22 protein-coding genes, 1 pseudogene and 1 riboswitch are annotated in these 22,250 nt (G+C 61.1%); of the genes and pseudogenes, 10 read left to right on the plus strand and 13 right to left on the minus strand.

Annotation, left to right across the window (positions count from 1 at the left end; all coding sequences use genetic code 11):
- Positions 1-11: 11 nt before the first annotated feature.
- The 4 genes from BA011_RS08975 to BA011_RS08990 form a co-directional block, all read right to left on the minus strand.
- The gene (locus tag BA011_RS08975; RefSeq protein WP_003540269.1) at positions 12-962 is read right to left on the minus strand and encodes a sugar-binding transcriptional regulator; all 951 of its coding nucleotides are present in this window, start codon (positions 960-962) and stop codon (positions 12-14) included.
- Positions 963-983: 21 nt separating this feature from the next.
- Complete coding sequence (locus tag BA011_RS08980; protein WP_065280185.1) at positions 984-2,450, minus strand: FGGY family carbohydrate kinase; 1,467 nt, start codon at positions 2,448-2,450, stop codon at positions 984-986.
- A gap of 68 nt (positions 2,451-2,518) precedes the next feature.
- On the minus strand, positions 2,519-3,475 hold the full coding sequence (locus tag BA011_RS08985) for a transketolase family protein (RefSeq protein WP_062942160.1): 957 nt from the start codon (positions 3,473-3,475) through the stop codon (positions 2,519-2,521).
- Complete coding sequence (locus BA011_RS08990; RefSeq protein ID WP_065280186.1) at positions 3,472-4,284, minus strand: transketolase; 813 nt, start codon at positions 4,282-4,284, stop codon at positions 3,472-3,474. Before BA011_RS08990 ends, BA011_RS08985 begins: the two co-directional genes overlap by 4 nt.
- A gap of 205 nt (positions 4,285-4,489) precedes the next feature.
- On the opposite strand from BA011_RS08990, the gene BA011_RS08995 reads away from it, so the two are divergent.
- The 6 genes from BA011_RS08995 (at position 4,490) to ribB (ending at position 11,032) form a co-directional block, all read left to right on the plus strand.
- On the plus strand, positions 4,490-5,470 hold the full coding sequence (locus BA011_RS08995) for an ABC transporter permease (RefSeq protein WP_065280187.1): 981 nt from the start codon (positions 4,490-4,492) through the stop codon (positions 5,468-5,470).
- Between the two features lie 117 nt (positions 5,471-5,587).
- Positions 5,588-6,517: a sugar ABC transporter substrate-binding protein gene (locus BA011_RS09000; protein ID WP_065280188.1), complete on the plus strand. Its 930-nt coding sequence runs from the start codon at positions 5,588-5,590 to the stop codon at positions 6,515-6,517.
- A 28-nt stretch (positions 6,518-6,545) separates the two neighbouring features.
- Complete coding sequence (locus BA011_RS09005; protein ID WP_065280189.1) at positions 6,546-8,024, plus strand: sugar ABC transporter ATP-binding protein; 1,479 nt, start codon at positions 6,546-6,548, stop codon at positions 8,022-8,024.
- A gap of 22 nt (positions 8,025-8,046) precedes the next feature.
- Positions 8,047-8,835 (plus strand): SDR family oxidoreductase, encoded by a 789-nt coding sequence (locus BA011_RS09010; protein ID WP_065280190.1) that lies wholly within the window; start codon positions 8,047-8,049, stop codon positions 8,833-8,835.
- Between the two features lie 272 nt (positions 8,836-9,107).
- Complete coding sequence (locus BA011_RS09020; RefSeq protein ID WP_017994294.1) at positions 9,108-9,890, plus strand: glucose 1-dehydrogenase; 783 nt, start codon at positions 9,108-9,110, stop codon at positions 9,888-9,890.
- Between the two features lie 185 nt (positions 9,891-10,075).
- Positions 10,076-10,270: riboswitch (FMN riboswitch) on the plus strand.
- 126 nt (positions 10,271-10,396) lie between these two features.
- On the plus strand, positions 10,397-11,032 hold the full coding sequence (gene ribB / locus BA011_RS09025; RefSeq protein ID WP_065280192.1) for a 3,4-dihydroxy-2-butanone-4-phosphate synthase: 636 nt from the start codon (positions 10,397-10,399) through the stop codon (positions 11,030-11,032).
- 178 nt (positions 11,033-11,210) lie between these two features.
- On the opposite strand, the gene BA011_RS09030 is transcribed toward ribB, so the two are convergent.
- Positions 11,211-12,542, minus strand: a complete 1,332-nt coding sequence (locus tag BA011_RS09030; protein ID WP_151343413.1) for an IS1182 family transposase — start codon at positions 12,540-12,542, stop codon at positions 11,211-11,213.
- A gap of 233 nt (positions 12,543-12,775) precedes the next feature.
- Positions 12,776-13,543 carry an SDR family oxidoreductase gene (locus tag BA011_RS09035; RefSeq protein WP_065280193.1) on the minus strand — a complete coding sequence of 256 codons (768 nt, stop codon included), beginning with the start codon at positions 13,541-13,543 and terminating at the stop codon, positions 12,776-12,778.
- Between the two features lie 326 nt (positions 13,544-13,869).
- On the opposite strand from BA011_RS09035, the gene BA011_RS09040 reads away from it, so the two are divergent.
- The 3 genes from BA011_RS09040 to mobB are packed head-to-tail and all read left to right on the plus strand — an operon-like array spanning position 13,870 to position 15,935.
- Entirely contained in the window at positions 13,870-14,778 is a 909-nt protein-coding gene (locus tag BA011_RS09040) for a DMT family transporter (RefSeq protein WP_065280194.1), read from the plus strand.
- Positions 14,779-14,787: 9 nt separating this feature from the next.
- Positions 14,788-15,417 carry a molybdenum cofactor guanylyltransferase MobA gene (mobA, locus tag BA011_RS09045; protein WP_065280195.1) on the plus strand — a complete coding sequence of 210 codons (630 nt, stop codon included), beginning with the start codon at positions 14,788-14,790 and terminating at the stop codon, positions 15,415-15,417.
- Positions 15,414-15,935, plus strand: a complete 522-nt coding sequence (mobB, locus tag BA011_RS09050; protein ID WP_065280196.1) for a molybdopterin-guanine dinucleotide biosynthesis protein B — start codon at positions 15,414-15,416, stop codon at positions 15,933-15,935. The genes mobA and mobB overlap by 4 nt, the downstream gene beginning before the upstream one ends.
- Positions 15,936-15,969: 34 nt before the next feature.
- Here the strand turns inward: mobB and BA011_RS09055 are convergent, their stop codons facing one another.
- Positions 15,970-16,863, minus strand: a complete 894-nt coding sequence (locus BA011_RS09055; protein WP_065280197.1) for a LysR family transcriptional regulator — start codon at positions 16,861-16,863, stop codon at positions 15,970-15,972.
- 121 nt (positions 16,864-16,984) lie between these two features.
- On the opposite strand from BA011_RS09055, the pseudogene BA011_RS41310 reads away from it, so the two are divergent.
- Positions 16,985-17,140, plus strand: a pseudogene (locus BA011_RS41310) (cupin domain-containing protein); the annotation flags it as partial.
- A 109-nt stretch (positions 17,141-17,249) separates the two neighbouring features.
- Here the strand turns inward: BA011_RS41310 and maiA are convergent.
- From maiA to BA011_RS09080, 6 genes are all read right to left on the minus strand, one after another.
- Positions 17,250-17,885 (minus strand): maleylacetoacetate isomerase, encoded by a 636-nt coding sequence (gene maiA / locus BA011_RS09060; RefSeq protein WP_065280198.1) that lies wholly within the window; start codon positions 17,883-17,885, stop codon positions 17,250-17,252.
- Positions 17,886-17,904: 19 nt separating this feature from the next.
- Positions 17,905-18,066 carry a hypothetical protein gene (locus tag BA011_RS44205; protein WP_186806525.1) on the minus strand — a complete coding sequence of 54 codons (162 nt, stop codon included), beginning with the start codon at positions 18,064-18,066 and terminating at the stop codon, positions 17,905-17,907.
- Between the two features lie 65 nt (positions 18,067-18,131).
- Positions 18,132-18,548, minus strand: coding sequence for an organic hydroperoxide resistance protein (locus BA011_RS09065; protein WP_065280199.1), 417 nt, complete (start codon positions 18,546-18,548; stop codon positions 18,132-18,134).
- 191 nt (positions 18,549-18,739) lie between these two features.
- Entirely contained in the window at positions 18,740-20,062 is a 1,323-nt protein-coding gene (locus BA011_RS09070) for a sensor histidine kinase (protein ID WP_065280200.1), read from the minus strand.
- Complete coding sequence (locus tag BA011_RS09075; RefSeq protein ID WP_018068635.1) at positions 20,059-20,799, minus strand: response regulator; 741 nt, start codon at positions 20,797-20,799, stop codon at positions 20,059-20,061. The genes BA011_RS09070 and BA011_RS09075 overlap by 4 nt, the downstream gene beginning before the upstream one ends.
- A gap of 114 nt (positions 20,800-20,913) precedes the next feature.
- Positions 20,914-21,963 carry an alpha/beta fold hydrolase gene (locus BA011_RS09080; RefSeq protein ID WP_065280201.1) on the minus strand — a complete coding sequence of 350 codons (1,050 nt, stop codon included), beginning with the start codon at positions 21,961-21,963 and terminating at the stop codon, positions 20,914-20,916.
- Positions 21,964-22,250 lie beyond the last annotated feature (287 nt).

Genomic DNA, 22,250 nt, shown 5'->3' on the forward strand with positions numbered 1-22,250 from the left:
AGTCCGCCTCATCAGTTGATCAGTCGCTGCGCGGTAAACTTGTCCGTAACAAGCATGTGGATGACCCCCACGCGGAGCGCGCCTGCGATAGCGTCGGTCTTTTTGGACCCGCCGGCAAGAGCAATGACCCGGTCCACGCGTTCGAGATCCTCGAGTGGAAGCCCTATGACCCGGTCGTCCAGAGGTGTCTTGACCGGCTTGCCGTTTTTATCGAAGAAGCGAAGGGAGATATCGCCGACAGCTCCCGCTTCCGCGAGATCAGACAGTTCGCGAGACGAAAAGATGTTGCCGGACCGTGCGAGAAGTTCGGACGGTTCGACTGCTCCGATTCCGACGATCGCAAGCGTTATGCTGCCGAACAAGTCCATCGTCTCCCGAACGTATGGATCGGCCTGCATAAGAAATTTTGCCTCTCTGGACGTCGTAACGCCCTGCACAGCGAGCAGTTTTGGCTCAGCGCCGGTCAGCCGAGCAAGCCGCGTGGTAAGCTGCGTCGCATGCGTCTGCACTGAAGGATCGCCCATGCCTCCAAGGGTTTGGACGACGTATTTCGCCTGAGCGCTCTTCAGGGGATGAATGTTCTCGACCATCTTGGAGATGGTCTGGCTCCAGCTCGAAACGCCGATGATTTCCCCTGGCGCAAGCGTCACCTCCAAGAGATGAGCCGCGGCCTCTCCGATACGGGCCATGATGGCGCCGTCCCGATCTTCCGTACACTCAACGACGATCGCCTCCGGCAAATCATATTTCTCGCGAAGCGCGCTCTCAAGCTCGCTGTAGGTGCCAACGGGGGGGGTCACGCTGGTTCGCACAATATCTTCGGCCTCGGCACGCTTGAGCATGCGCGACACTGTCGCCTGCGACAGGCGAAGGTGCTGTGCGATCTCCGCCTGTCGCCGTCCCTCCAAGTGGTACATCTGGGCGACCCTTGAGATGAGACGGAGTTCATTGAGGCGAGTCATCGCTAATCCTAGGGTGAATTTTTATTCATCATTAGCCGTTGTTTCGCGTGCCGTCGAGCGGGCAAGTGCATCATTCCAGGTATTCAGAAGCACCGCTCGATCCACGGGTTCCGGGTCAATGATATGTGAACTCCGGGGCAGCTCCGCGATGACCTGGAGATCGCTCCACAAGCCAAGTGAGAGACCCGCGAGATATGCAGCCCCCAAAGCCGACGCCTCGGGTGCTTCGCATTGGATCACGGGATGTTCGATGAGGTTCGAGACACATTGCATCAGGAAGCGGTTTTGGCTCGGTCCGCCGTCGACATAGAGCGCCCCGAGCTCGCCGCCGCTTTGTGCTCGCATGGCGGCGATCACGTCGTGCACCTGGAGGGCGATCGAGTCGGTTACCGACCGCGCCATTTGTGCACGTGTCGTATTGAAGTTGATCTGGGAGAACAGGGCCCGGGCGTCGGAATTCCAATAAGGTGCGCCCAGTCCCACGAATGCTGGCACGAAGCCCGGTCCGCCCGGTTCGGCGCTCGCCGCAAGTTCGACGAGGGCCGCCACGTCCGAAAGGCCGAGAATGCCTGCCATCCAGGGGAGACTGGCGGCGCAAACGAGAATATTGCCTTCGAAAGCGAAAGTCGGCTTTCCATGGAGACGCCATGCTACGGTCGTTGTGACGCCGTTGCGTGGGGGAATAAATCGCGGAAGCGTCGTCATCACCGACGAGCCGGTTCCGAAGGTTACCTTGCCATCACCCGGCTTGAATGCTCCATGACCGAACAGCGCAGCATGACTGTCTCCGATCACGGCCATTATCGGAGTTCCATCCGGCACGCCTGGCAACCCTTGCGTCCTGCCGAAGTCGGCAGAGCTGTCGAGTACCTCGGGGAGGAGCGCGATATCCACGCCGAAAATCTCGCCAAGTTCCTCGCTCCATCTCTGCTCCTGGAGATCGAACAACTGGCTCCTGGCGGCATTCGAAGCATCGCAAACGTGCCGGCGCCCGCCCGTCAGGCAGTGGACGAGCCAACTGTCGACGGTTCCCAGCCGCACCGATCGCCCGGCCGGAATACGGTCGAGCAGCCATCGGAATTTCGAACCCGGGAACATCGGATCGAGTGGCAGGCCTGTGAGCGCCTGCACACGGTGAAGGTGGCCTTCGACAATGAGACGTTCGCAATCTTGCGCCGTTCGACGGCACTGCCAGCTTACCACCGGCCCAAGTGCTTCTCCCGTTTCGGCGTCCCAGGCAGTGACTGACTCGCGCTGATTGGAAATCGCCACGGCCTCGACAGCCACGTCGGGGGCGGTGTTCAGGCAGGCGTCGATCGCCTCGCAGACGGATGCGTAGAGCCGGCGTGGATCTTGTTCGACCCAGCCGGGTTTCGGATAGGTGATGCCGACCGGAGCCGAACCTCTGCCAACAATTTCTCCCTTTTCGGAAACGAGAACTGCCTTTGAATTGGTCGTGCCCTGGTCAATTGCCAGAATTGCCCGCATTCTATCCTCCCCAGATCAGACGGCAGCCGGGACGACAAAAAGCGTCCGGGCTGGTCACGTGATCCCAGTTACTTGCGCCTGATCAGCGACTGCGCCGCGTCGGCGATTGCGGACGGCGCCATCCCGAATTCGTCGAGCAGGAACTCTGCCGAACCGGTCGGAGCGTAGACGCCGGGAACGCCGAGACGTTTCATCGGGACCGGAGCATTGTCGACCACCACTTCGGCGACCGCGGAACCGAGCCCGCCAAAGATCGAATGCTCTTCGGCTGTGACGATCGCTCCGGTTTCCTTCGCCGCGGCGATGATAGCGTCCTCGTCGATCGGACGAACCGTTGCAAGGTTGAGCACCCTGGCATTGATGCCGCGTTCTGCGAGGATCTCGGCAGCCTTTAAGATTCGATGAGTCAAAGTGCCGTTTGCGATAAGGGTGACGTCAGAACCCTGGCGAAGGAGGTTTGCCTTGCCAAGTTCGAATTTGTGACCCTCCGGAAGAAGATCAGGCACACCTACGCGAGACAGACGCAGGAAACAGGGGCCGTTGTAGGCCGCGGCCCACTCAACCGCAGCAGCTGTTTCGATGCGGTCACAAGGCGCAATGACCGGAAGATTAGGCAGAACCCGCGTCCAAGCGAAGTCTTCGATCGAGTGATGGGTCGGGCCGAGTTCGCCATACGCCATTCCGGAAGAAATGCCGACCAGCTTGACGTTGGCATTCGAATACGAAATATCGGCCTTGATCTGCTCCAGCGACCGTCCCGTTAGAAACGGAGCGGCGGCGCACACGAACGGAAGGCGTCCGCCATTGGCGAGGCCTGCTGCAACCCCCACCATGTTCTGCTCGGCGATACCGACATTGACGAGGCGTTCTCCAAACTTCGCCTTGAAGCCGCCGAGCTTGGAAGAACCCACGGAGTCGTTGCAGACGGCAACGATCGTTTCGTTTTCGGCTGCCAGCCGCTCAAGCGTAGTGGCGAATGCGTCGCGGCAATCGTAGAGCTTGGGTGCGTTTATTGGCGCGTTCATTGCAGTGCCTCCGACAATTCTGCCAATGCGATTTCGTATTGTTCCTTGCTCGGTACCTTGTGGTGCCAGTCGACTCGGTCTTGCATGAACGAGATTCCATGCCCCTTGTTAGTGTGGGCCACGATGCAATGCGGTCTCGATCCCCGGTGTTCGAGGGCTGAAACGACTTCGCTCATATTGTTCCCATTGATCTCGGTGACTTGCCAATCGAAAGCTTCAAGCTTCGGACGAAGCGGGGCGAGATCGTTGGTTTCCGCCAGGGCGGCGCCCTGCTGGAACCTGTTGTGGTCGATCACCAGCGTCAAGTTATCGAGCTTGAACTGCGCGGCCGCCATGATCGCTTCCCAGTTGGAGCCCTCCTGCATCTCACCGTCGCCGGTGACGACATAGGTGTGATATTTCGCACCTGAGAGTTTGGCGGCTTTTGCCATTCCTATTGCGACTGGAAGACCGTGGCCGAGTGGCCCGGTATTCGTTTCGACGCCAGGAACCTTGTTGCAATTTGGATGCCCGTTCAGCCTCGAATGCGGCTGCAAAAAGGTGGAAATCTCTTCCTCCGGGATGAAGCCGCGTTTTGCGAGCGTCACATACAGCGCGCATGCAGTATGTCCCTTCGAAAGAACGAACCTGTCGCGGTCGGGGTGCTTCGGTTGATCGGGCCAAACATTCAGCACACGAAAATAGAGGGCAGTCAAAATGTCGATGACCGACATTTCCCCGCCAATATGGCCGGCGCCCGCTTCAAAGACCGCCTGGAGATCGCGCAATCGGATCTCGCGAGCGACCCGCTCGAGTTCTGTCGTATTCATGGATTCCTCTCATGCATAAATATTCAGTCATCAATATTTTTGCACAAGACAACGATTAGTCAAGCCCTTTAAGTGCTACACCAACAGTTGCAAGTCTAGAAATCCTGTTGACAGCCGGAAAGCAACTTGTTAATGAATTTTCCAGCATCGGTGAATATTTATTCTGAGAATGAATTAGCAGTCAGCCTAGGCATAGGGAGGAACAATGGTGGCGCTCGATATCAATGAACACGGGCTTTCGTCCGGCGCCTGGTTGAACAAGCTCAAGGGTGCCACCGGCCCGCTCGTGGGGTTGCTCGCGCTTTGCGTCTTCCTGAGCCTCAGCACCGACACGTTTCTTTCGGTTCGGAACGGCCTCAACATCCTCGATCAGATCACTGTCCTCGGCATCATGGCCGTCGGAATGACCTTCGTCATCCTGATCGGCGGGATCGATCTTTCCGTCGGCTCGGCGCTCGCTCTTGCGATGATGGTCATGGGCTGGACTGCGAATGTCGCCGGCCTACCGCTGCCGGTCGGGATCGCTTTTGCTCTGGTCGCAGCGGGCGTTTCGGGGCTGATCGTCGGACTTCTGGTGACGCAGTTCAGGGTTCCAGCGTTTATTGCCACTCTTGCGATGATGTCCGCGGCTCGCGGCGTCGCAAATATGATCACCGACGGCCAGCAGATCGTCGGATTCCCCGACTGGTTCATGATGCTGGCAATCGATCGCCATTTCGGCGTGTTGACAGCCACCGTGTTTCTCATGCTTGCGGTTGTTCTTGCGGCCTGGCTTTTCCTGCACTTCCGGTCCGAAGGTCGCATGCTCTACGCGGTGGGAGGAAATCCGGAAGTCGCGCGCCTTGCGGGTATCAACGTCCCGCTCGTGACGATTGGCGTCTACGTCGCAAGTTCAGTCCTTGCGGGGCTCGCAGGCATCGTACTCGCCGCCAGGCTGGATTCCGTCCAGCCGTCCAGCGGTCTGGGCTATGAATTGGACACCATCGCAGCGGTCGTCATCGGCGGGACTTCGCTCTCGGGCGGCGCGGGCGGCATCGGTGGAACGCTGATCGGCGTTCTTATCATCGGCGTCCTTCGTAACGGGCTCAATCTTCTCAACGTCTCGCCGTTCCTGCAGCAGGTGATCATCGGCATCGTCATCGTGCTCGCGGTCGGCGCCGAGACCATTCGTCGGCGTCGCGCCTGACGAGCGGGGTCCGCCGCGTTGGCGGACCCGGAATTCCGCCCCAAAAATTTGGGGCGGATCAATACCCCTAGGGGGAGGACATACCCGAGGGTTCCATCAAACAACGGAGGAAATACAATGAAAATAGCGCGCATCATGCTCGCGTCTGCTGCACTGCTCGGCCTCACGCTCGGGCCCGTACAAGCTGCGGAACTGAAGAAGCTCGGCCTGGCCGTTGCGAACCTTCAGGCAAACTTCTTCAACCAGATCAAGCAATCGGTCGAAGCCGAAGCCAAGAAGCGCGGCATCGAAGTCATCACGGTCGACGCAAAGGGCGACGGGCCGACGCAGGTAAACCAGATCCAGGACCTCCTGACCCAGAAGATCGACGCGCTGATCTACATTCCGGCAGGTGCGGCGGCTGCGACCGTTCCGGTCAAACTCGCGAAGAGCGCTGGTATTCCGGTCGTGAACGTTGACCGCAACGCCGAGGGAGCACCCGGCGATACCTTCCTTGCAACGGATTCCGTCGCGTCTGCCAAGGCCGTGTGCGACTACATTCTGAAGGAAGCCGGCGGCAAGGGGAAGATGGTCATCATCCACGGCCAGAAGGGCACAACGCCGGAAGTCGATCGTTCGAAGGGTTGCGCTGAATCTCTCAAGGCATATCCTGATGTCAAGGTTGTCGCCGAACAGTTCTCGAACATCTGGAGCCAGGACGAAGGCTTCCAGATCATGCAGAATATGCTGCAGGCAAATCCTGACGTTTCCATCGTGTTCGCCCAGGCCGACGGCCTCGCACTTGGCGCCGCTCAGGCGATCAAGGTCGCCAATCCGTCGCAGAAGATCGTCGTTGGCGGCTTCGATGGCGACACCGCGGCTCTCGAAGCGCTCAGCAAGGGCGTCTTCAACGTAACGGCGACACAGCAGACGCAGAAGATGGGCCGCGATGCGGTCGAAAATGCCGCCAAACTTGTCGCCGGAGAAAAGGTACCCCCGGTGCAGCTTATGGATGCCACGCTGACAACCAAGGAAAACGTCGCAGGCTTCATCGCCAACCATCCATAATGAAGTCGAGGTCTTGAGGAGGTGTGCCGTGACTGATCCAGTTCTTTCCCTGAGGGGCATATCCAAATGGTATGGGCCGCTCCAGGTTCTGAAGAATGTCAGCTTGGACGTCTATCCGGGCGAAGTGGTTGCACTTCTCGGTGAAAACGGAGCGGGCAAGTCAACACTATCCGGCATCATCGCCGGGTCCCGCACACCATCCGAAGGATCAATGACATGGCTGGGGCAGCCTTATGCCCCGGCCACCCCAAGGGAAGCGATCGACAAGGGCGTTGTCCTGATCCATCAGGAACTGCAGCTTCTGCCGCAGCTGTCGATCGCGGAAAACGTCTTCATCGGACGCTGGCTGATGAAGAACGGCGTCGTCGACCGCGCCCAGATGGTTCGCCGGGCCCAGGACCAGCTCGCTCGCTTGAACCTTCACATCCCCGCAACGCGAACGGTCGCCGGCCTTTCCACGGCAAATCAGCAACTTATCGAGATCGCCAAGGCGCTGGCTCTCAACGCAAAGCTCCTGATCCTCGATGAGCCGACAGCCGCCCTTGGCGGCGCGGAGACGGAAGCTCTCTTCGAACAGGTTCGCAAGCTTCGATCAGAAGGCGTCGGCATCGTCTACATTTCCCACCGTATGGAAGAGATCAAGCAGATAACCGACCGGATCGTCGTTCTTCGTGACGGGGAGCGGGTGCAAGAATTCTCAGACAGCGCGACCCCGGTGCGAACGATTGTCGAGAGCATGGTCGGGCGCCCGCTTGACCGTTTGTTCCCTACCCTGCCGGTTCCGACAGATCGTCCGGTACTCCAGGTGTCCGGGCTGAGCTCGCCGGACAACTCGTTCCGTGACGTTACCTTCGAGGTCCGGGCCGGGGAAATTCTGGGGATCGCCGGATTGGTCGGCGCCGGCCGCACCGAACTGGTGCGTGCGATTTCGGGAGCAGATCCAATCAGTGCTGGTTCGATCAAGCTGGAAGGCGAGGAACTGAGGCTGCGAGATCCGGCGGACGCGATCGCCAAGGGTATCGTGATGGTTCCGGAAGACCGCAAGGAGCAGGGCCTGATCGTCGGGCACCGGATCAGCGAGAACATTATCTACGCCAATCTTGACAAACTCGGCGGCGGTTGGATCACGCCGCGCATCAAGCGTTCGTTTGCAGAAAAGGCAGTTTCCAAGTTCGGCGTAAAGGGCCGTGCTGAACAGCACGCCTCGGACCTATCCGGCGGTAACCAGCAGAAGGTCGTGATCGCGAAGTGGCTGATGCGCGATCCCAAGGTCGTCGTGCTCGACGAACCGACGAGAGGCATCGACGTCGGCGCCCGAGCGGGCATCTACGACATCATCGTCAATCTTGCCAAACAGGGCGTGGCGGTCATCGTCGTAAGCTCAGACCTCGAAGAAGTTCTCGGAGTCTCCAATCGCATTCTCGTGCTTGCGCAGGGCAAACAGGCGGGGATTCTCAATCGTGACCAGGCAAATGACGTTTCGGTCATGGAGCTAGCCACCATCTAAACAGACACAGAAAGGAAGAGCGGTGTCCGACATCACTCTGAACGCCCCGAAGCTTTTCGATCTCAGCGGCAAGGTTGCCATCGTTACCGGAGCCGGGAGCGGCATTGGGCAGCGCATTGCCATCGGCCTTGCGCAATGCGGCGCCGACGTGGCGCTGCTCGACCGCCGAACCGACGACGGGCTGGCCAAGACGGCTGAACATATTCGCGCCGCCGGCCGCCGCTCGATCCAGATCGCGGCGGATGTCACGAGCAAATCTTCCCTTGGAGATGCAATAGCACGTACCGAGGCCGATCTCGGCCCATTGACACTTGCAGTCAACGCGGCGGGCATCGCTAACGCAAACCCGGCGGAAGAGATGGAGGAGGACCAATATCAGACGTTGATGGATATCAACCTGAAAGGCGTCTTTCTTTCCTGCCAGGCAGAGGCTCGCGCCATGCTGAAGAATGGACGCGGCTCCATCGTCAACATCGCTTCCATGTCGGGTGTGATCGTAAACCGCGGGCTGAGCCAGGCGCACTATAACGCCTCCAAGGCCGGCGTGATCCATATGTCGAAGTCCATGGCGATGGAATGGGTCGACCGCGGCATTCGCGTCAACACCATCTCCCCCGGATACACGGCAACGCCCATGAACACCCGTCCGGAGATGGTCCACCAGACCAAGCTCTTCGAAGAGCAGACGCCGATGCAGCGCATGGCAGCGGTGGACGAGATGGTAGGCCCGGCGGTGTTCCTGCTGTCGAATGCGGCAAGTTTCGTGACCGGCGTCGATCTTCTCGTCGACGGCGGTTTCTGCTGCTGGTGATGCGATGAGAAAGCTCATTGCCGCCGCTGGAAAATGCACGGTCTCGCTTCCTCCCTGGCTGAGATCGAGGCGCTGAAGGGACTAACGGGTATGACGGCGTGCGATATCGTCGTCTGCCCGCCCTTCACGCCGATCGAACGGACGGAGAGCTCAGGCGTCGTCATCAGCGCTCAAGACTGCCTGAATTCACGACAACCAGTTGAGCTCCAATAATGATCGCATGGTAGGTCGCATCCACATTTGCTGTTTGTCGACGGACGTAAGGAAAGAGCATGAAACGCTTTGAGCAGAAGACTGTCGTCATTACCGGGGGAAGCCGCGGCATCGGAGCGGCGATCGCCAAACGCTTTGCGAAAGAAGGCGCCAATCTTGTCGTCTCGGCCAATGAGGACCTGGTTCACGGCGTTGCCGAACAGATCCGGGCCGAAGGCGGCAAGGCGATCTCCTTCATCGGCGACGTCACCGACAAGGCGAGCGTCACCGCCCTCTACGATGCCGCCGAGAAGGAATTCGGCTCGGTCGACGTCTCGATCCAGAATGCCGGCGTCATCACCATCGCCCGCGTCGAGGACCTGACCGAAAACGAATGGGACAAGGTCATGGCCGTCAACACCAAGGGCGTCTTCCTCTGCGCCCAGGAGGCGATATCAAGAATGCGCAAACACAAGCGCGGCGGCCGCATCATCAACACCGCCTCCGGCCAGGCCCGCGACGGCTTCATCTACACGCCGCATTATGCCGCCTCGAAAATGGGCGTCGTCGGCATCACCCAGAGCCTGGCCAAGGAAGTCGCGACCGAGAAGATCACCGTCAACGCCTTCTGCCCCGGCATCATCGAGACCGACATGTGGGCCTATAACGACCAGGCCTGGGGCAAGTTGCTCGGCAACTACGCCCCCGGCGAACTGATGAAGGAATGGGTCGAAGGCATCCCGATGAAACGGGCCGGCTCCGGCGAAGACGTCGCCGGCCTGGTCACCTTCCTCGCCAGCGATGACGCCGCCTATATCACCGGCCAGACGATCAATGTCGACGGCGGCCTGATCATGTCCTGATGCATGTCGCCCAAAAGTGCGCAGTGGTTTGGGGACAACGACACGAATCAAACCACCAACGAAACGCGGAAGGCCACGCCGTCGTCGCCTCCGTGTGAACAGTGTGTCCATCGGCGTTAGGGCAACCTTGCATTTTTGCCAGGTCGAGTGACCTTGCCATTTGCCTGTTTTTGATCCTATCTTTGAAATGTTCTCAGGGCGGGGTGTAACTCCCCACCGGCGGTATCAGGAGCAATCCTGGAGCCCGCGAGCGCTTCCGGCACTACAGCGCCGCGTGTCTTTCAGACGCGCAAAGGACGCTGTAGCACTATTGCTGGAAGGTCAGCAGATCCGGTGAGATGCCGGAGCCGACGGTATAGTCCGGATGGAAGAGGACAACACGGGCAGTCGCACTCCATCCCGGAGTCGGCTGACGTTTGTTCGCCCAAGGGAAGAAGGCTCGCTCACGGATTGAGCCGAGCAGACCATGTCAGCCCGCTGACATAACCCTTGAAAGGCCAGACAGCATGACTATCGCAAGAATTGAAGATGCCATATCAGCCATTGCCAGCGGCAAGATGGTCGTCGTCGTCGATGATCAGAACCGGGAAAACGAAGGCGATATCGTGGTCGCCGCCGATGCCGTCACCCCGGAAACGATCGCCTTCATGATGACCCACGCCCGCGGCCTCGTCTGCATCGCCATGGAAGGCGAGCGCCTCGATGCACTCGACATTCCGCTGATGGTGCCCAACAACACGGAATCGCACAAAACCGCCTTCACGGTTTCGGTCGATTATCTCAAGGGCACATCAACAGGCATCTCGGCTGCCGACCGCGCCGCCACCGTCCGCGCCCTAGTCGACGATCGCGCAAAGCCAGCCGAATTCGCCCGCCCCGGCCATATCTTCCCGTTGCGCGCCAACCCCCGCGGCGTGCTCGGCCGCCCCGGCCACACCGAAGCCGCCGTCGATCTCGCCCGCCTCGCCGGAAGGATCCCCGCCGGCGTCATCTGCGAAGTCGCCAATGACGACGGAACCATGTCCCGCCTGCCCGAACTCACGCTCTTCGCCGAACGCCACAACCTCCCCCTCGTCACTATCGAGGATCTGGTCGCCTATCTCGACCGCCAAGCAGAAAGAGACATACGCGAAGTCGCTTAATCTGCGCAAAGCCGCCAGCCCCCTCCTTCGAGGCCCCTGCGGGGCACCTCAGAGCTTGTGAAGCTTTTGAATCTGGTGCGTTTCTGGCCGGTCTTGGTTGGCCGATGCAATCGAGCGTCAGACGATTGCGAGGTGCGTTCGGATGGTCGCTTGTTGGCGTCTGGGTGATTGGGCTGGTTTAGCCGTTGGCAAGCCGATGGCCTTGCAAGATATTGTTGGTGAGTGCGTAGCAGAGCACGACGGCACGGACCTTTTCGATGCCGCGCACCGGCAATTGTCGCAGGTTCCAGTTGCGCCAGCGGGCATGGATGCATTCGCAGATCGAGCGGGGTTTGTACTGAGCCTTGCCCATCTCGCTTGCCATGCGAGCCCGCCAGGCTGGCACACCCGGACCGTCGCCGTGCCGCGGCAAGAAGGGATCGGTTCCGTGCTTGGACTGAGTGGGCGGACAAAAGACCTCAACCCCTTCGGCGTGCGCCCACTCGATATCTTCAGCGCTGCAAAAGCCGCCATCGGCGAGATAGCGCCGCGGCAGATGGCCGCTCAGCGCGCCCAACCGCTCCAGCATCGGCCGCATGAGGCCGCGATCGGAACCGGCATTGGTCACCTCGAGCCCGACCACGAGCTGCTCACCGGCCGCGCTCGCAACCTGCACATTATAACCTGGACGGAAGCCGCCGTCGGCCATCTTCATCACCCGCGCCTGTGCATCCGTGCTGGAGGCGCGCGGCTCCTTCGGCTTTTTGCCATTGCCACGCTTTTCTTCGCGTGCCTGGCGCCGGTGCTCGATCTCTTCAAGCGCGGCCTGGGCTGCTCTGACCCGCTCGCCACGCTCGCGCGCCGCTCGTTGCTTGGCCGCCTTGATGCGCCGATTGCTGGCATCCGAACGCGCATCAACCTCCTGCTTGAGCTGATCCACAACGGCCTCGGCAATCGAAAGATGCCGATCGAGCGTCGCCTTGCGGCTGAACGAGGCGGCGCCCGCGCTCGCCCGTACCCGCACGCCATCCTGCGCCAGACTATCGAGAGCGACGAGCCCGGCATTGGCAAGCGCCGCCAGATGCTCGCAAAGCAGCCGGTCGAGCAGATCGGCGCAACCAACCCGAAAATCCGCCAGCGTGTGATAGTTCACCGAGACACCGCCGCACAGCCAGCGATAAACGTCGTGGCTCCCGCACAGCCGTTCCAGCGCCCGCGCGCTGCCGACGCCGTCGCTGCTGGCATAGAGCCACAGCGCCAGCAAAAGCCGTGGTGAAATCGGTGGATGGCCCGGCCTGTGCTCACGCGCCTTGATCCGATCTTCGAGCCCGCTCAGATCCAGTCCCTCGACATAGCTCCAAATGACGCGCACCGCGTGATCCTGGCCGATCAAGCTGTCGATATCCACCACACGCAACTCGATCTGATCGCGCACCGGCTCGCGCATGCGCGCCGCACCGCCCGCCACCTGAGCACTTCGCCGCGCCTCATGCACCGGCAATCCTTCGAACAGCTCGTCGCCCACCATCATCCCCCAAGCAAATCAACCACCCAACAGAATCACAATCCAATCGCATCCGCCACCAAACATTCACAGCCTCTCAGGATGAGGCTGGAGAGAGGGCGTGCCAAGCCCCACGGCACCACAATTAGCCCTCATCCTGAGGCGCGCAGGCCGCAGGCCGGAGCCTCGAAGGACGAGGGCGGGTGGCTGGGTCCCAGACGCGAACGGCTGGTTACCACAGCACACCCTATTTCCTGCCCCTATGTCCGGCTGATCGAAACCCCACCATCCGCCAGCATCGCCGTGCCGGTCACGAAGCTCGACATGTCGGAGGCGAGGAAAAGCGCCGCATTGGCGATCTCTTCGGGTTGCGCCATGCGTTTCAGCGCATGCAATCCCTCGACGAAGGCGAGCACCTCCGGCGTGGCATCAGGCGCGTTGGTAATGCTGGCGGGTGTGTCGGTGCCGCCGGGAAGCAGTGCGTTGACGCGGATCTTCTGCGCTCCGAGTTCAGCGGCGAGCACCTGCACGAAACCGATCAACCCCGCCTTGCTCGCCGCATAGGCGGCCATGCCAGGCATGCCGACAGTGTGGCCGACGAAAGTCGAGGTGAAGATCAGCGATCCGCCGCCTTTTCCCATCACCGCCGACTGGTACTTGGCGCCGAGGAACGCGGCGGTGAGATTGGTCTCGATCGTCTCGCGCCAGCCCTCCAGCGACAGCCCGGCGACCGGCCCCATCTCACCGAGGATGCCGGCATTGTTGAAGGCGATGTCGAGCCTGCCGAAGCGCGAGACTGCCGTCTCGACGAGCCTTGCCTGCAGCGCCTCGTCCCTGACATCGCCTGATATGGCGACGGCCTGTCCGCCCTCCGCCTCGATTTCTGTGATGACGGCATCGAGCGCGTCCTGCCGCCGGCCGGTGACCACAAGCTTGGCGCCTTCCCGCGCAAAGAGTTTCGCCGCCGCGCGGCCGATGCCGGAGCTTGCGCCGGTGATGATTGCGATCTTGTCGTTGAGAAGTGTCATATCGGTCTCTCCTGGGTTGTTGCGATATCCGAGATGCTCAAACTTCAGACGATGCAGCCACCCGTTTCCCGCGTAGCACGAGAAAAACGCCTATGGCCGAACCGGCAGCTCGACGGCGCGTCCTCATCGACGCCTTGATTGCGGCGTCGGAAATATCGGAATTCATCTTATAAAACGGGGATTTGCGGAAACCTGTGTCCACGCCTGCGTTGACATCCGCGTTATTGTGCACCGCATCATCGATTTATGCTTTGTGTGACATTCATCCGATTCCCTTCATGCATCTTCGCGACTAAAAGGAGCGCACAGGTAACGGGAATCTCTTCATGCCGCGGTCATGCAATACTGAGGGCGCCATCTATATGAGCTTGGCGATGGCCGGCTTTTCCGCAAGCGACGCTCTGTCCAAATCGGTGATCGCCTATATGAACGCCGGCGAGATCATGTTCCTGCGCGGCCTCTTCACCAGCCTGCTCGTCTATCTGATCGCCTGGAGAATGGGCGCGCTGCGTTCCTGGCGCATCGTGCTGGAGCCGATGATCATCTTCAGGATCATCTGCGAGGCGCTCGCCGCCGTCACCTATATCACCGCGCTCGGCATGATGCCGATCGCCAACGCCTCGGCGATCCTGCAATCGCTGCCGTTGGTCGTCACCTTCGGCGCTGCCCTCTTCTTTGGCGAGCCGGTCGGTTGGCGGCGCTGGTCGGCCATCGTCGTCGGCCTCATCGGCGTGATGATCATCATCCGCCCCGGCCCTGAGGGATTCACCGCCGCCGCCCTCCTCTGCGTCGCCGCGGTGCTGACGACGGCCGGCCGCGATCTCGCCACCCGGAGCATCAGTCCGGAGATTCCCTCGCTGATGATAACCGTCATCACCGCCATATCAGCCTCCTTCTTCGGCGCGCTCCTCATCCCGGTGCTCGGCGGCTGGCAGCCGGTCAGCGCTAACGCGCTTGGGCATCTCGTGCTCGCCTCTGTGCTGGTGCTCATCGGCTACCAATCGGTCATCCTCGCCATGCGCACCGGCGAAATCTCCTTCGTCGCGCCGTTCCGCTATACCAGCCTGATCTTCTCCTCTCTGCTCGGCTTCATCTTCTTCGCCGAAGTGCCTGACAACTGGACGCTCTTGGGGGCTGCGATCGTCATCGCCTCCGGCCTCTATACGTTCTATCGTGAGGCCAAGCGCCGTGTATCGCCGATCGCGCAGGAATCCGCGCCGCGCGCGCCGGTTTGAGGAAGGATCATGGCTGAATTCTCCTTGGATAAATCTCATATAGCAGGCGTCGTCCTGGCCGGCGGACGTTCGCAGCGCATGGGCCGCGACAAGGCGGGCGTGATGCTCGGAGCCGAGAGCCTGCTCCGCCATGTGCTGACCCGCCTCTCGCAACAGACCTTGCTCGTTGCCGTCAATGCAGAAACCGCCGCCGAGGACGTGCCTGTCGTTCCCGACCGTTTTCCCGGAAAGGCCGGACCGATGGCCGGCATCCATGCGGCCATGGTTTATGCCGCCGGCCTTCCCTCGATCACCCACGTCGTCACGGTCTCGGTGGATTGCCCGTTCTTCCCGGCCGATCTCGTCGCCCGGCTGGCGGCAGCGGTCGAGCACCCGTCGCAGATCGCCATTGCCGCCTCCGAGGGCCGCAGCCATCCCGTCTTCGGGCTTTGGCCGGTGACGCTGGCCGCCGATCTCGAAGCCTGGATCGCCATCGACGAGAAGCGCCGCGTGCGCGACTTCCTGTTACGGCATGACGTTACGGAAGTGGCGTTCCCGCTGCATCCGACCCGCGCCAGCCTGCTCGATCCCTTCTTCAACATCAACACGCCTGATGATCTCGTCGAGGCGGAACGCTGGCTGGAGGCCCTCCGCGCATGACCGCACCGAAAATCTTCGGCATCGCCGGCTGGAAGAACTCGGGCAAGACGGGGCTCGCCGTCCGGCTGGTGACGGAATTCACCCGCCGCGGCTATAAGATCTCGACGATCAAGCACGCCCATCATGATTTCGACATCGACAAGGTCGGGGCCGACAGCTACCGCCATCGCCAGGCTGGCGCCCATGAGGTCACCATCGTCTCCGGCACCCGCTACGCCATCATGCACGAGCTGCGCGGTGCCCCGGAACCTGAATTCGAGGAGATCCTCGCCCGTCTCGCGCCCTGCGATCTCGTGCTGATCGAAGGTTACAAACGCGAACCGATCCCGAAGATAGAGGCCCGCCGCCTGGAGGCCGCCAATCGTGAACCGTTGGCGCCGAGCGATCCCCATATCTGCGCCATCGCCGCCGATCATACCGTCACGGATACGGCCCTGCCGGTCTTCGATCTGGACGACACAGGCGCCATCGCCGATTTCATCGCTGACATCGTCGGCCTTGGAGAGGTTCGGCAGTAAGTCCCGGATCCGGCCGCCCGGAAACGGTGGGCATCTATCCTCGATAGCGAAGTGCATCGACGACGAGGGCGAATGCCGGCGATGTATGCCTGCGGCTCGGATAGTAGAGATGGTAGCCGGAAAACGGCAGACACCAATCCTCGAGGACGCGCACCAGCCGCCCTTCGGCAAGATGTGCCTCGACCAAGTCCTCCGGCATATAGGCCAGCCCAAGACCAGCCAGCACTGCGTTCAGCCGCAGGGCTATATTGTTGAAGACCAACTGTCCTTCGACCCGAACCCTGAGCTCGCGCCCGCCCTTCTCGAACTCCCATGCATAAACGCTGCCATAGGTTGGCAGGCGCAGATTGATGCAATTGTGATCCGTAAGGTCCTGCGGCGTCAGCGGCTTCGGCCTGGTGTCGAAATAGGTGGGAGCGCCGACCACGGCCATGCGCATGTCGGGGCCGATGCGCACCGCGATCATGTCTTTCGCCACCTGTTCTCCAAGCCGCACCCCGGCATCATAACGCTCGGCGACGATGTCAGTCAGACCGTAGTCGACGATGATCTCGACATTGATATCAGGATAATCAGGCAGCAGCTTTTCCAAGGCGGGCCAGAGGACGGCATTGGCCGCATGCTCGCCGGCATTGATGCGGATGGTGCCTGCCGGCTTCTCCCGGAAGGCGCTCAAGGCAGCCAGCTCGCTCTCGATCTCGTCGAGCCGCGGCCCGATGGAGACGAGCAGGCGTTCGCCGGCCTCCGTCGGCGAGACGCTGCGCGTCGTGCGTGTCAGCAATCGCAGTCCAAGCCGCTCCTCGAGCCCTCGGATGGTATGGCTGAGCGCCGATTGTGACACACCCAGCTTGCCCGCCGCCTTTGTGAAGCTCTGTGCGCGTGCAACGGCGAGGAAGGCGATGAGGTCGTTGACGGCAGGGCGCGGCATTGATGAAACTTCCTCATGGGTTCTTGCCGTTTATACCATCTAATCGCGACCAAACACACGCGCTAAATACCTTGCTACTCAAGTGGACATTGTCCACCCCGACATCGAAAGGAAGACAAAGATGGAAATCAAGCGAAGCGGTTCGCAGCCTTCGGCCAAGGGATCGGCCGATTGGTTTACCGGCAGCGTGCGTGTCGACCCGCTGTTTGCCGCGACCAGCCCCGCACGTGCAGCTGGCGCCAGCGTCACCTTCGAGCCCGGCGCCCGCACCGCCTGGCAAGGGTCAACCGCTAAAAGCGGCCGAAAGTCCGTCAGGGCGATCTCTCATCCGAACACGAGAAGCGAAGCGGCCACAGTCACCTGCGGCCGCTTCTTCATCGATTGCCTCATCGTCTCGGTGTTGGCGCATTATCCTGGAAAGCCGGTATCGCCTCAAGCCTCGCGACGATATCCGCGATATTAGGCCATTGCGTTAGGTCGAACCCCAAGCGCCTGGCGCCGATCGCCTGCGGGAACAGGAAGATATCGGCAATGCTCGGGCGATCGCCGACGGCGAAGGCCCCTTGCCGGCGGCCGGCGATCATCGTCTCGACAGCGGCCATTCCCTCGCCGACCCAATGACGATCCCAGGCGGTGACGGCATCGGCATCAGCCTGGAACGTGGCGCGAAGATGCAGGCCGATGCGTGGCGGCAACAGCGCATGGATCTCTGCTGTGATCGCAAGCGCGATCGACCGCGCCAGCGCCCTATCTTCCGCTGTATCAGGCAGCAATGGCGGTTCAGGCTGAAGCTCATCGAGATATTCGACGATCGCCAGCGACTGGGTGAGGAGAACGCCGCTATCCGTCAGTAAGGCGGGCACGAGCCCTTGCGGATTGACACTGCGATATCTGGCCTGCCGGCTCTCGGCATCTTCGCCAAGGATGGTGACCGGCAGCGCTTCGGCCGTCAGTCCCTTCAGGGCGAGCGCGATACGAACTCGAGATGTCGCCGAGGAAATTTCGTTCTGATAGAGTTTCACAGTCTTCTCCCTGGTGAGTCTAATAGAGCAGTTGGAGCGGCGGCCGCTCTCCTGAGGATGAAGCTGCGGATGCCGCCGTCACGAGGCCGGCAAGCGGCGACGGCTCCTGTGAGCTTACATCGTAGATGCAGGGCGCTGCGAAAATCGTCGCCCCCAGAATGCAGATCATCATCAGTCTCATTGGTTCCTCCATCGACGAGGCCCGACCGGCCTCGTCATGTTCCTTTTGGCGATCGATCCCATCTGTCAGGCAATGCTCAATTCGACATTGATATTGCCGCGGGTTGCTTTCGAATAGGGGCAGGTCCGGTGCGCTTCATCCACAAGCGCCCTTGCCAGATCCGCTTCGATGCCCGGAAGGCTGACCTTGAGGCGAGCCTGCAGGAAATAGTCGCCGTCGGTCGCCCCGAGATCGACCTCGGCGTTGACGGCGGCATCTGCAGGAAGCTTGACCTTCAGCTTGCCGGCAGCAATGCCGATCGCGCCGATGAAGCAGGCAGACCAGCCGGCAGCGAAAAGCTGTTCGGGATTGGTGCCGGTACGGTTGCTGCCTGGAGGCGAAAGCTTGATGTCCAGTTCGCCGTCGTCGCTTTGCGAAGCGCCGTCGCGCCCGCCTGTCGTGTGGGTCTTGCCGGTATAGAGAACCTTGTCGATCTTTGTCATGGAACACTCCTTTGTTGCGTCGCTAAAGGCGACTGGCCGCGATGCGCGGCCGGGTTGACAGAGTGTGGTTTGATTGACGGATATATCCGCCATGTTTCCGAAATCGCCCGAAATGTCACAAAGCGTAGCATCCGGTATCAAGGACATCTTGGCATACAAAACCTGGCGAGATTTTGCGGCGACCCCCGACGTCAATGGATGGTGACTTCCGCCGCCAGTCCGCCACCGGCGCGATTGTAGAGCCGGAGCGACCCGCCGATCTTGGCCGTCAGCTGCTGGGCGATCGCAAGACCGAGACCGGTGCCGCCGGTTTCCCGGTTGCGGGATTGCTCCAGCCGGAAGAAAGGCTGCATGGCAGCCTCGAGCATGTCGTCCGGAATTCCAGGTCCGTGGTCCATGACAGTGATGATGATATCGTTTTCTGGGCTGCGCTCGACGCTGATCTCGGCGGCGCCGGCAAACTTCAGGGCATTGTCGATGAAGTTCGACAGGATGCGGCGAAGAGCATGCGGCTTGGTAATGGCGGCGCCCTGAACCAGACCGACGACGGAGACGGCCTTTCCAGTATCCTGGTAGTCGTAGGCTATGCTATCGATGAACGAGGCGAGATCGATGCGGGCGCTCTTCTCGCCATTGCCGTGCGCGCTGCGTGCATAGGCAATGCCGTCCTGAACGAGGCGCTGGATCTCGCCGAGATCATGCACCAGCTTGTCTTTCTCCGGCGAATCCTCCGCCATGTCGGCACGCAGCCGCATGCGGGTGATCGGCGTCTGCAGGTCATGCGAGATTGCCGCCAGGATCTGGACGCGCTCTTCGAGGTAATGGGCGATCCTCTCCCGCATCGCATTGAAAGCCCGTGCCGCATGTGCGACCTCGCTCGGGGCCGCCTCACTCAAAGCCGGGCCGTCCTTGTTCGGGTCAAGCGCATCGGCGGCGGCGGCAAGCTCGCCGAGCGGCCGGATCGCCTGGCGAACCGCAAACCAGGTACAGAGGATGAGCAGCGCCATCTGGACGATGAAGACATAGGGCAGCCATGCGGCAATCGGCATGACGCCCTTCGGCGTGACGTCGATCGTCAAGGGGCTTCCGTCGCTCAGTGTCAGATGCGCCTGCAGCCGGTTCACATCGCCAGGAATTCGTTCGATCCGGATGGGAAAGCGGTGCCCGATGGCCTCCTCGATCTTTCCTGAGATTTCCGCCCCTTTGCTTGACGTGTCAGGCACGCCGGGAAGGCCGGGTCCGAGCACGAAACGGTAATTGCCGCGGCTCAGCCGGTCGAGCAGGTCGCCGCGCTCACCTGGCGGAAGCCGATCGAGAACCGCAATCGATGTTGCAACATCGTTTTCCAGCGTGCCGAGCATCACCGCCTTGGCCGACATGTACCGCTCCATATAGAGCACACTGAAGGACAGACCGTAGGCGAAGGCCAGTCCGATCAGCAGGATCAGGAAGATCCGCGACCGCAACGTGCTCGGCCACGTCAGGCCCGAACGCAAGGGGATCGCCGCCTTCATTGGCGCGGCTCCGATATTTCGACCGGGACCGAAAACACATAGCCTTCGCTGCGCACCGTCTTGATATAGGTCGGTTCGCGCGCATCGTCGCCCAGCCGCTGACGCAGGCGGCTGACCAGGAGATCGATCGAGCGATCGAAGAGATCGGCGTCGCGCCCCTGTGTCAGGCTCAGAAGCTGGTCGCGATTGAGCACCCGCTGCGGGTGATCGATGAAGACGCGGAGCAGACGGTATTCGGCGCCACTCAGCGCAATCGCGGTCCCCTCCCTGTCGAGAAGGTGCCTGGCCACCGTATCGAGCCGCCAGTCGCCGAAGGTCAGCAATTGTCCGGCTTCGCTGATCTGCAGGTTGGGCGGCAGCATCCGCGTGCGCCGCAGCACCGCCTTGATGCGGGCGAGCAGCTCACGCGCAGCAAAGGGCTTGGGAAGATAGTCGTCGGCGCCCATCTCCAGCCCGAGGATCCTGTCCATTTCGTCGGTGCGGGCCGTCAGCATCAGGATCGGGATCGCCTTGTGCCGGCCGGCGCGCAGTTCGCGGCACAGCACCAGCCCGTCATCGCCGGGCATCATCACATCGAGCACGATCAGGTCGACGGCATTGGCGTCGACAAAACTGCGCATCTGCCGCCCGTCGGCAGCAACGCTCGTACGCAGGCCGTTCTTCTGCAGGTAGCCCGATACCAGCTCGCGGATTTCGCGATCGTCATCGACGATCAGGATGTGATCGACATGATCCATATTTGCCTATTCCCCACCGATAGTCACCCTCCGCCTCGATGTCGAGGCGGTTGACGCGACCTACGCATATTCCGCTGGCCGGAGCAACGAGGCGCTGCAACCGGCATCGTCGACCTAGAAACGATCGACGTCTATGACCGCCTGCGCGAACGCCTGCGGCGCTTCCTGAGGCAGGTTGTGGCCAATGCCGCCGCCGATCGTGCGATGCTCGTATCTGCCGGAGAATTTTCCGGCATAAGCGGAGGGCTGCGGATGCGGTGCGCCGTTTGCATCGCCCTCCATGGTGATGGTCGGCACCGAAATGACGGGCGCTGCGGCGAGAGTCGTCTCATAGGCATCGTACTTGGCCTCGCCTTCGGCAAGCCCCAGGCGCCAGCGGTAATTGTGAATGACGATCGCGACGTGGTCGGGATTGTCGAAGGCAGCGGCCGATCTGCCGAATGTCGCATCGTCGAAAGTCCACTTCGGCGATGCCGTCTGCCAGATAAGCTTTGCAAAATCATGCGTGTTGGTCTCGTATCCCAGACGGCCGCGTTCAGTGGCGAAATAGAACTGGTACCACCAGGCAAGTTCGGCTTTCGGCGGAAGCGGCTTCTTGTTGGCCTCCTGGCTACCGATCAGGTAGCCGCTTACAGATACCATCGCCTTGCAGCGCTCGGGCCAGAGCGCCGCCATGATATTGGCGGTCCGCCCGCCCCAGTCGTAGCCGGCAACGACGGCCTTCTCGATATCGAGCGCATCGAGCAGCGCGATCATATCGGCGGCGAGCGCTGACGGCTGGCCGTTGCGCGGCGTCTGATCGTCCAGGAAGCGCGTCGTGCCGTAACCGCGCAGATAGGGCACGATCACCCTGTAGCCTGCCGCGGCAAGCAGCGGTGCGACATCGACGAAACTATAGATGTCATAGGGCCAGCCATGCAGCAGCAATACGACCGGGGCATCCGCCTTTCCCGCCTCGGCATAACCGATGTCGAGCACGCCTGCCTTGACCTGCTTCAGCGCTTCGAAGGATGTGTTGGTTCCGGGCTTTATAGCTGGCACCGATGCGGCCGTGGCAGACGACTGGGCCGCGGCCGTGCCGGCTACGCCGAATTCGACGGCCGCAAGGGCGATTGCCGTCATGCCGAAGAAACGGCGGCGGTGATGGTTGATTTGCTCTGACATCGGTCTCTCCTGTCGAATGGATCACGGTCGCGAAAAGGCGCTCTACTTGTATCCCTGATATGTCGCAAGCAACCGTTTTTTGAATGCGGATGTAGCTTCCGGCCGCCTGGATACATTCCGATACAATCGCGCGGCCTCAGCAAGTAGTCGCATTGGCCGCAGCCCTTTCCTCGCCACCGCGGCAGTTTGTATCGTTTTGTATCGCCGCCGCCCTACCCCGACACTTCGGTACATTTTCCCGCAAAGCCGGACACATCGGGGATACTTTACACCGGCCATATCCCCGC

The sequence above is a fragment of the Rhizobium leguminosarum genome (genome assembly GCF_001679785.1).
GTDB classification, from domain to species: Bacteria; Pseudomonadota; Alphaproteobacteria; order Rhizobiales; family Rhizobiaceae; genus Rhizobium; species Rhizobium leguminosarum_R.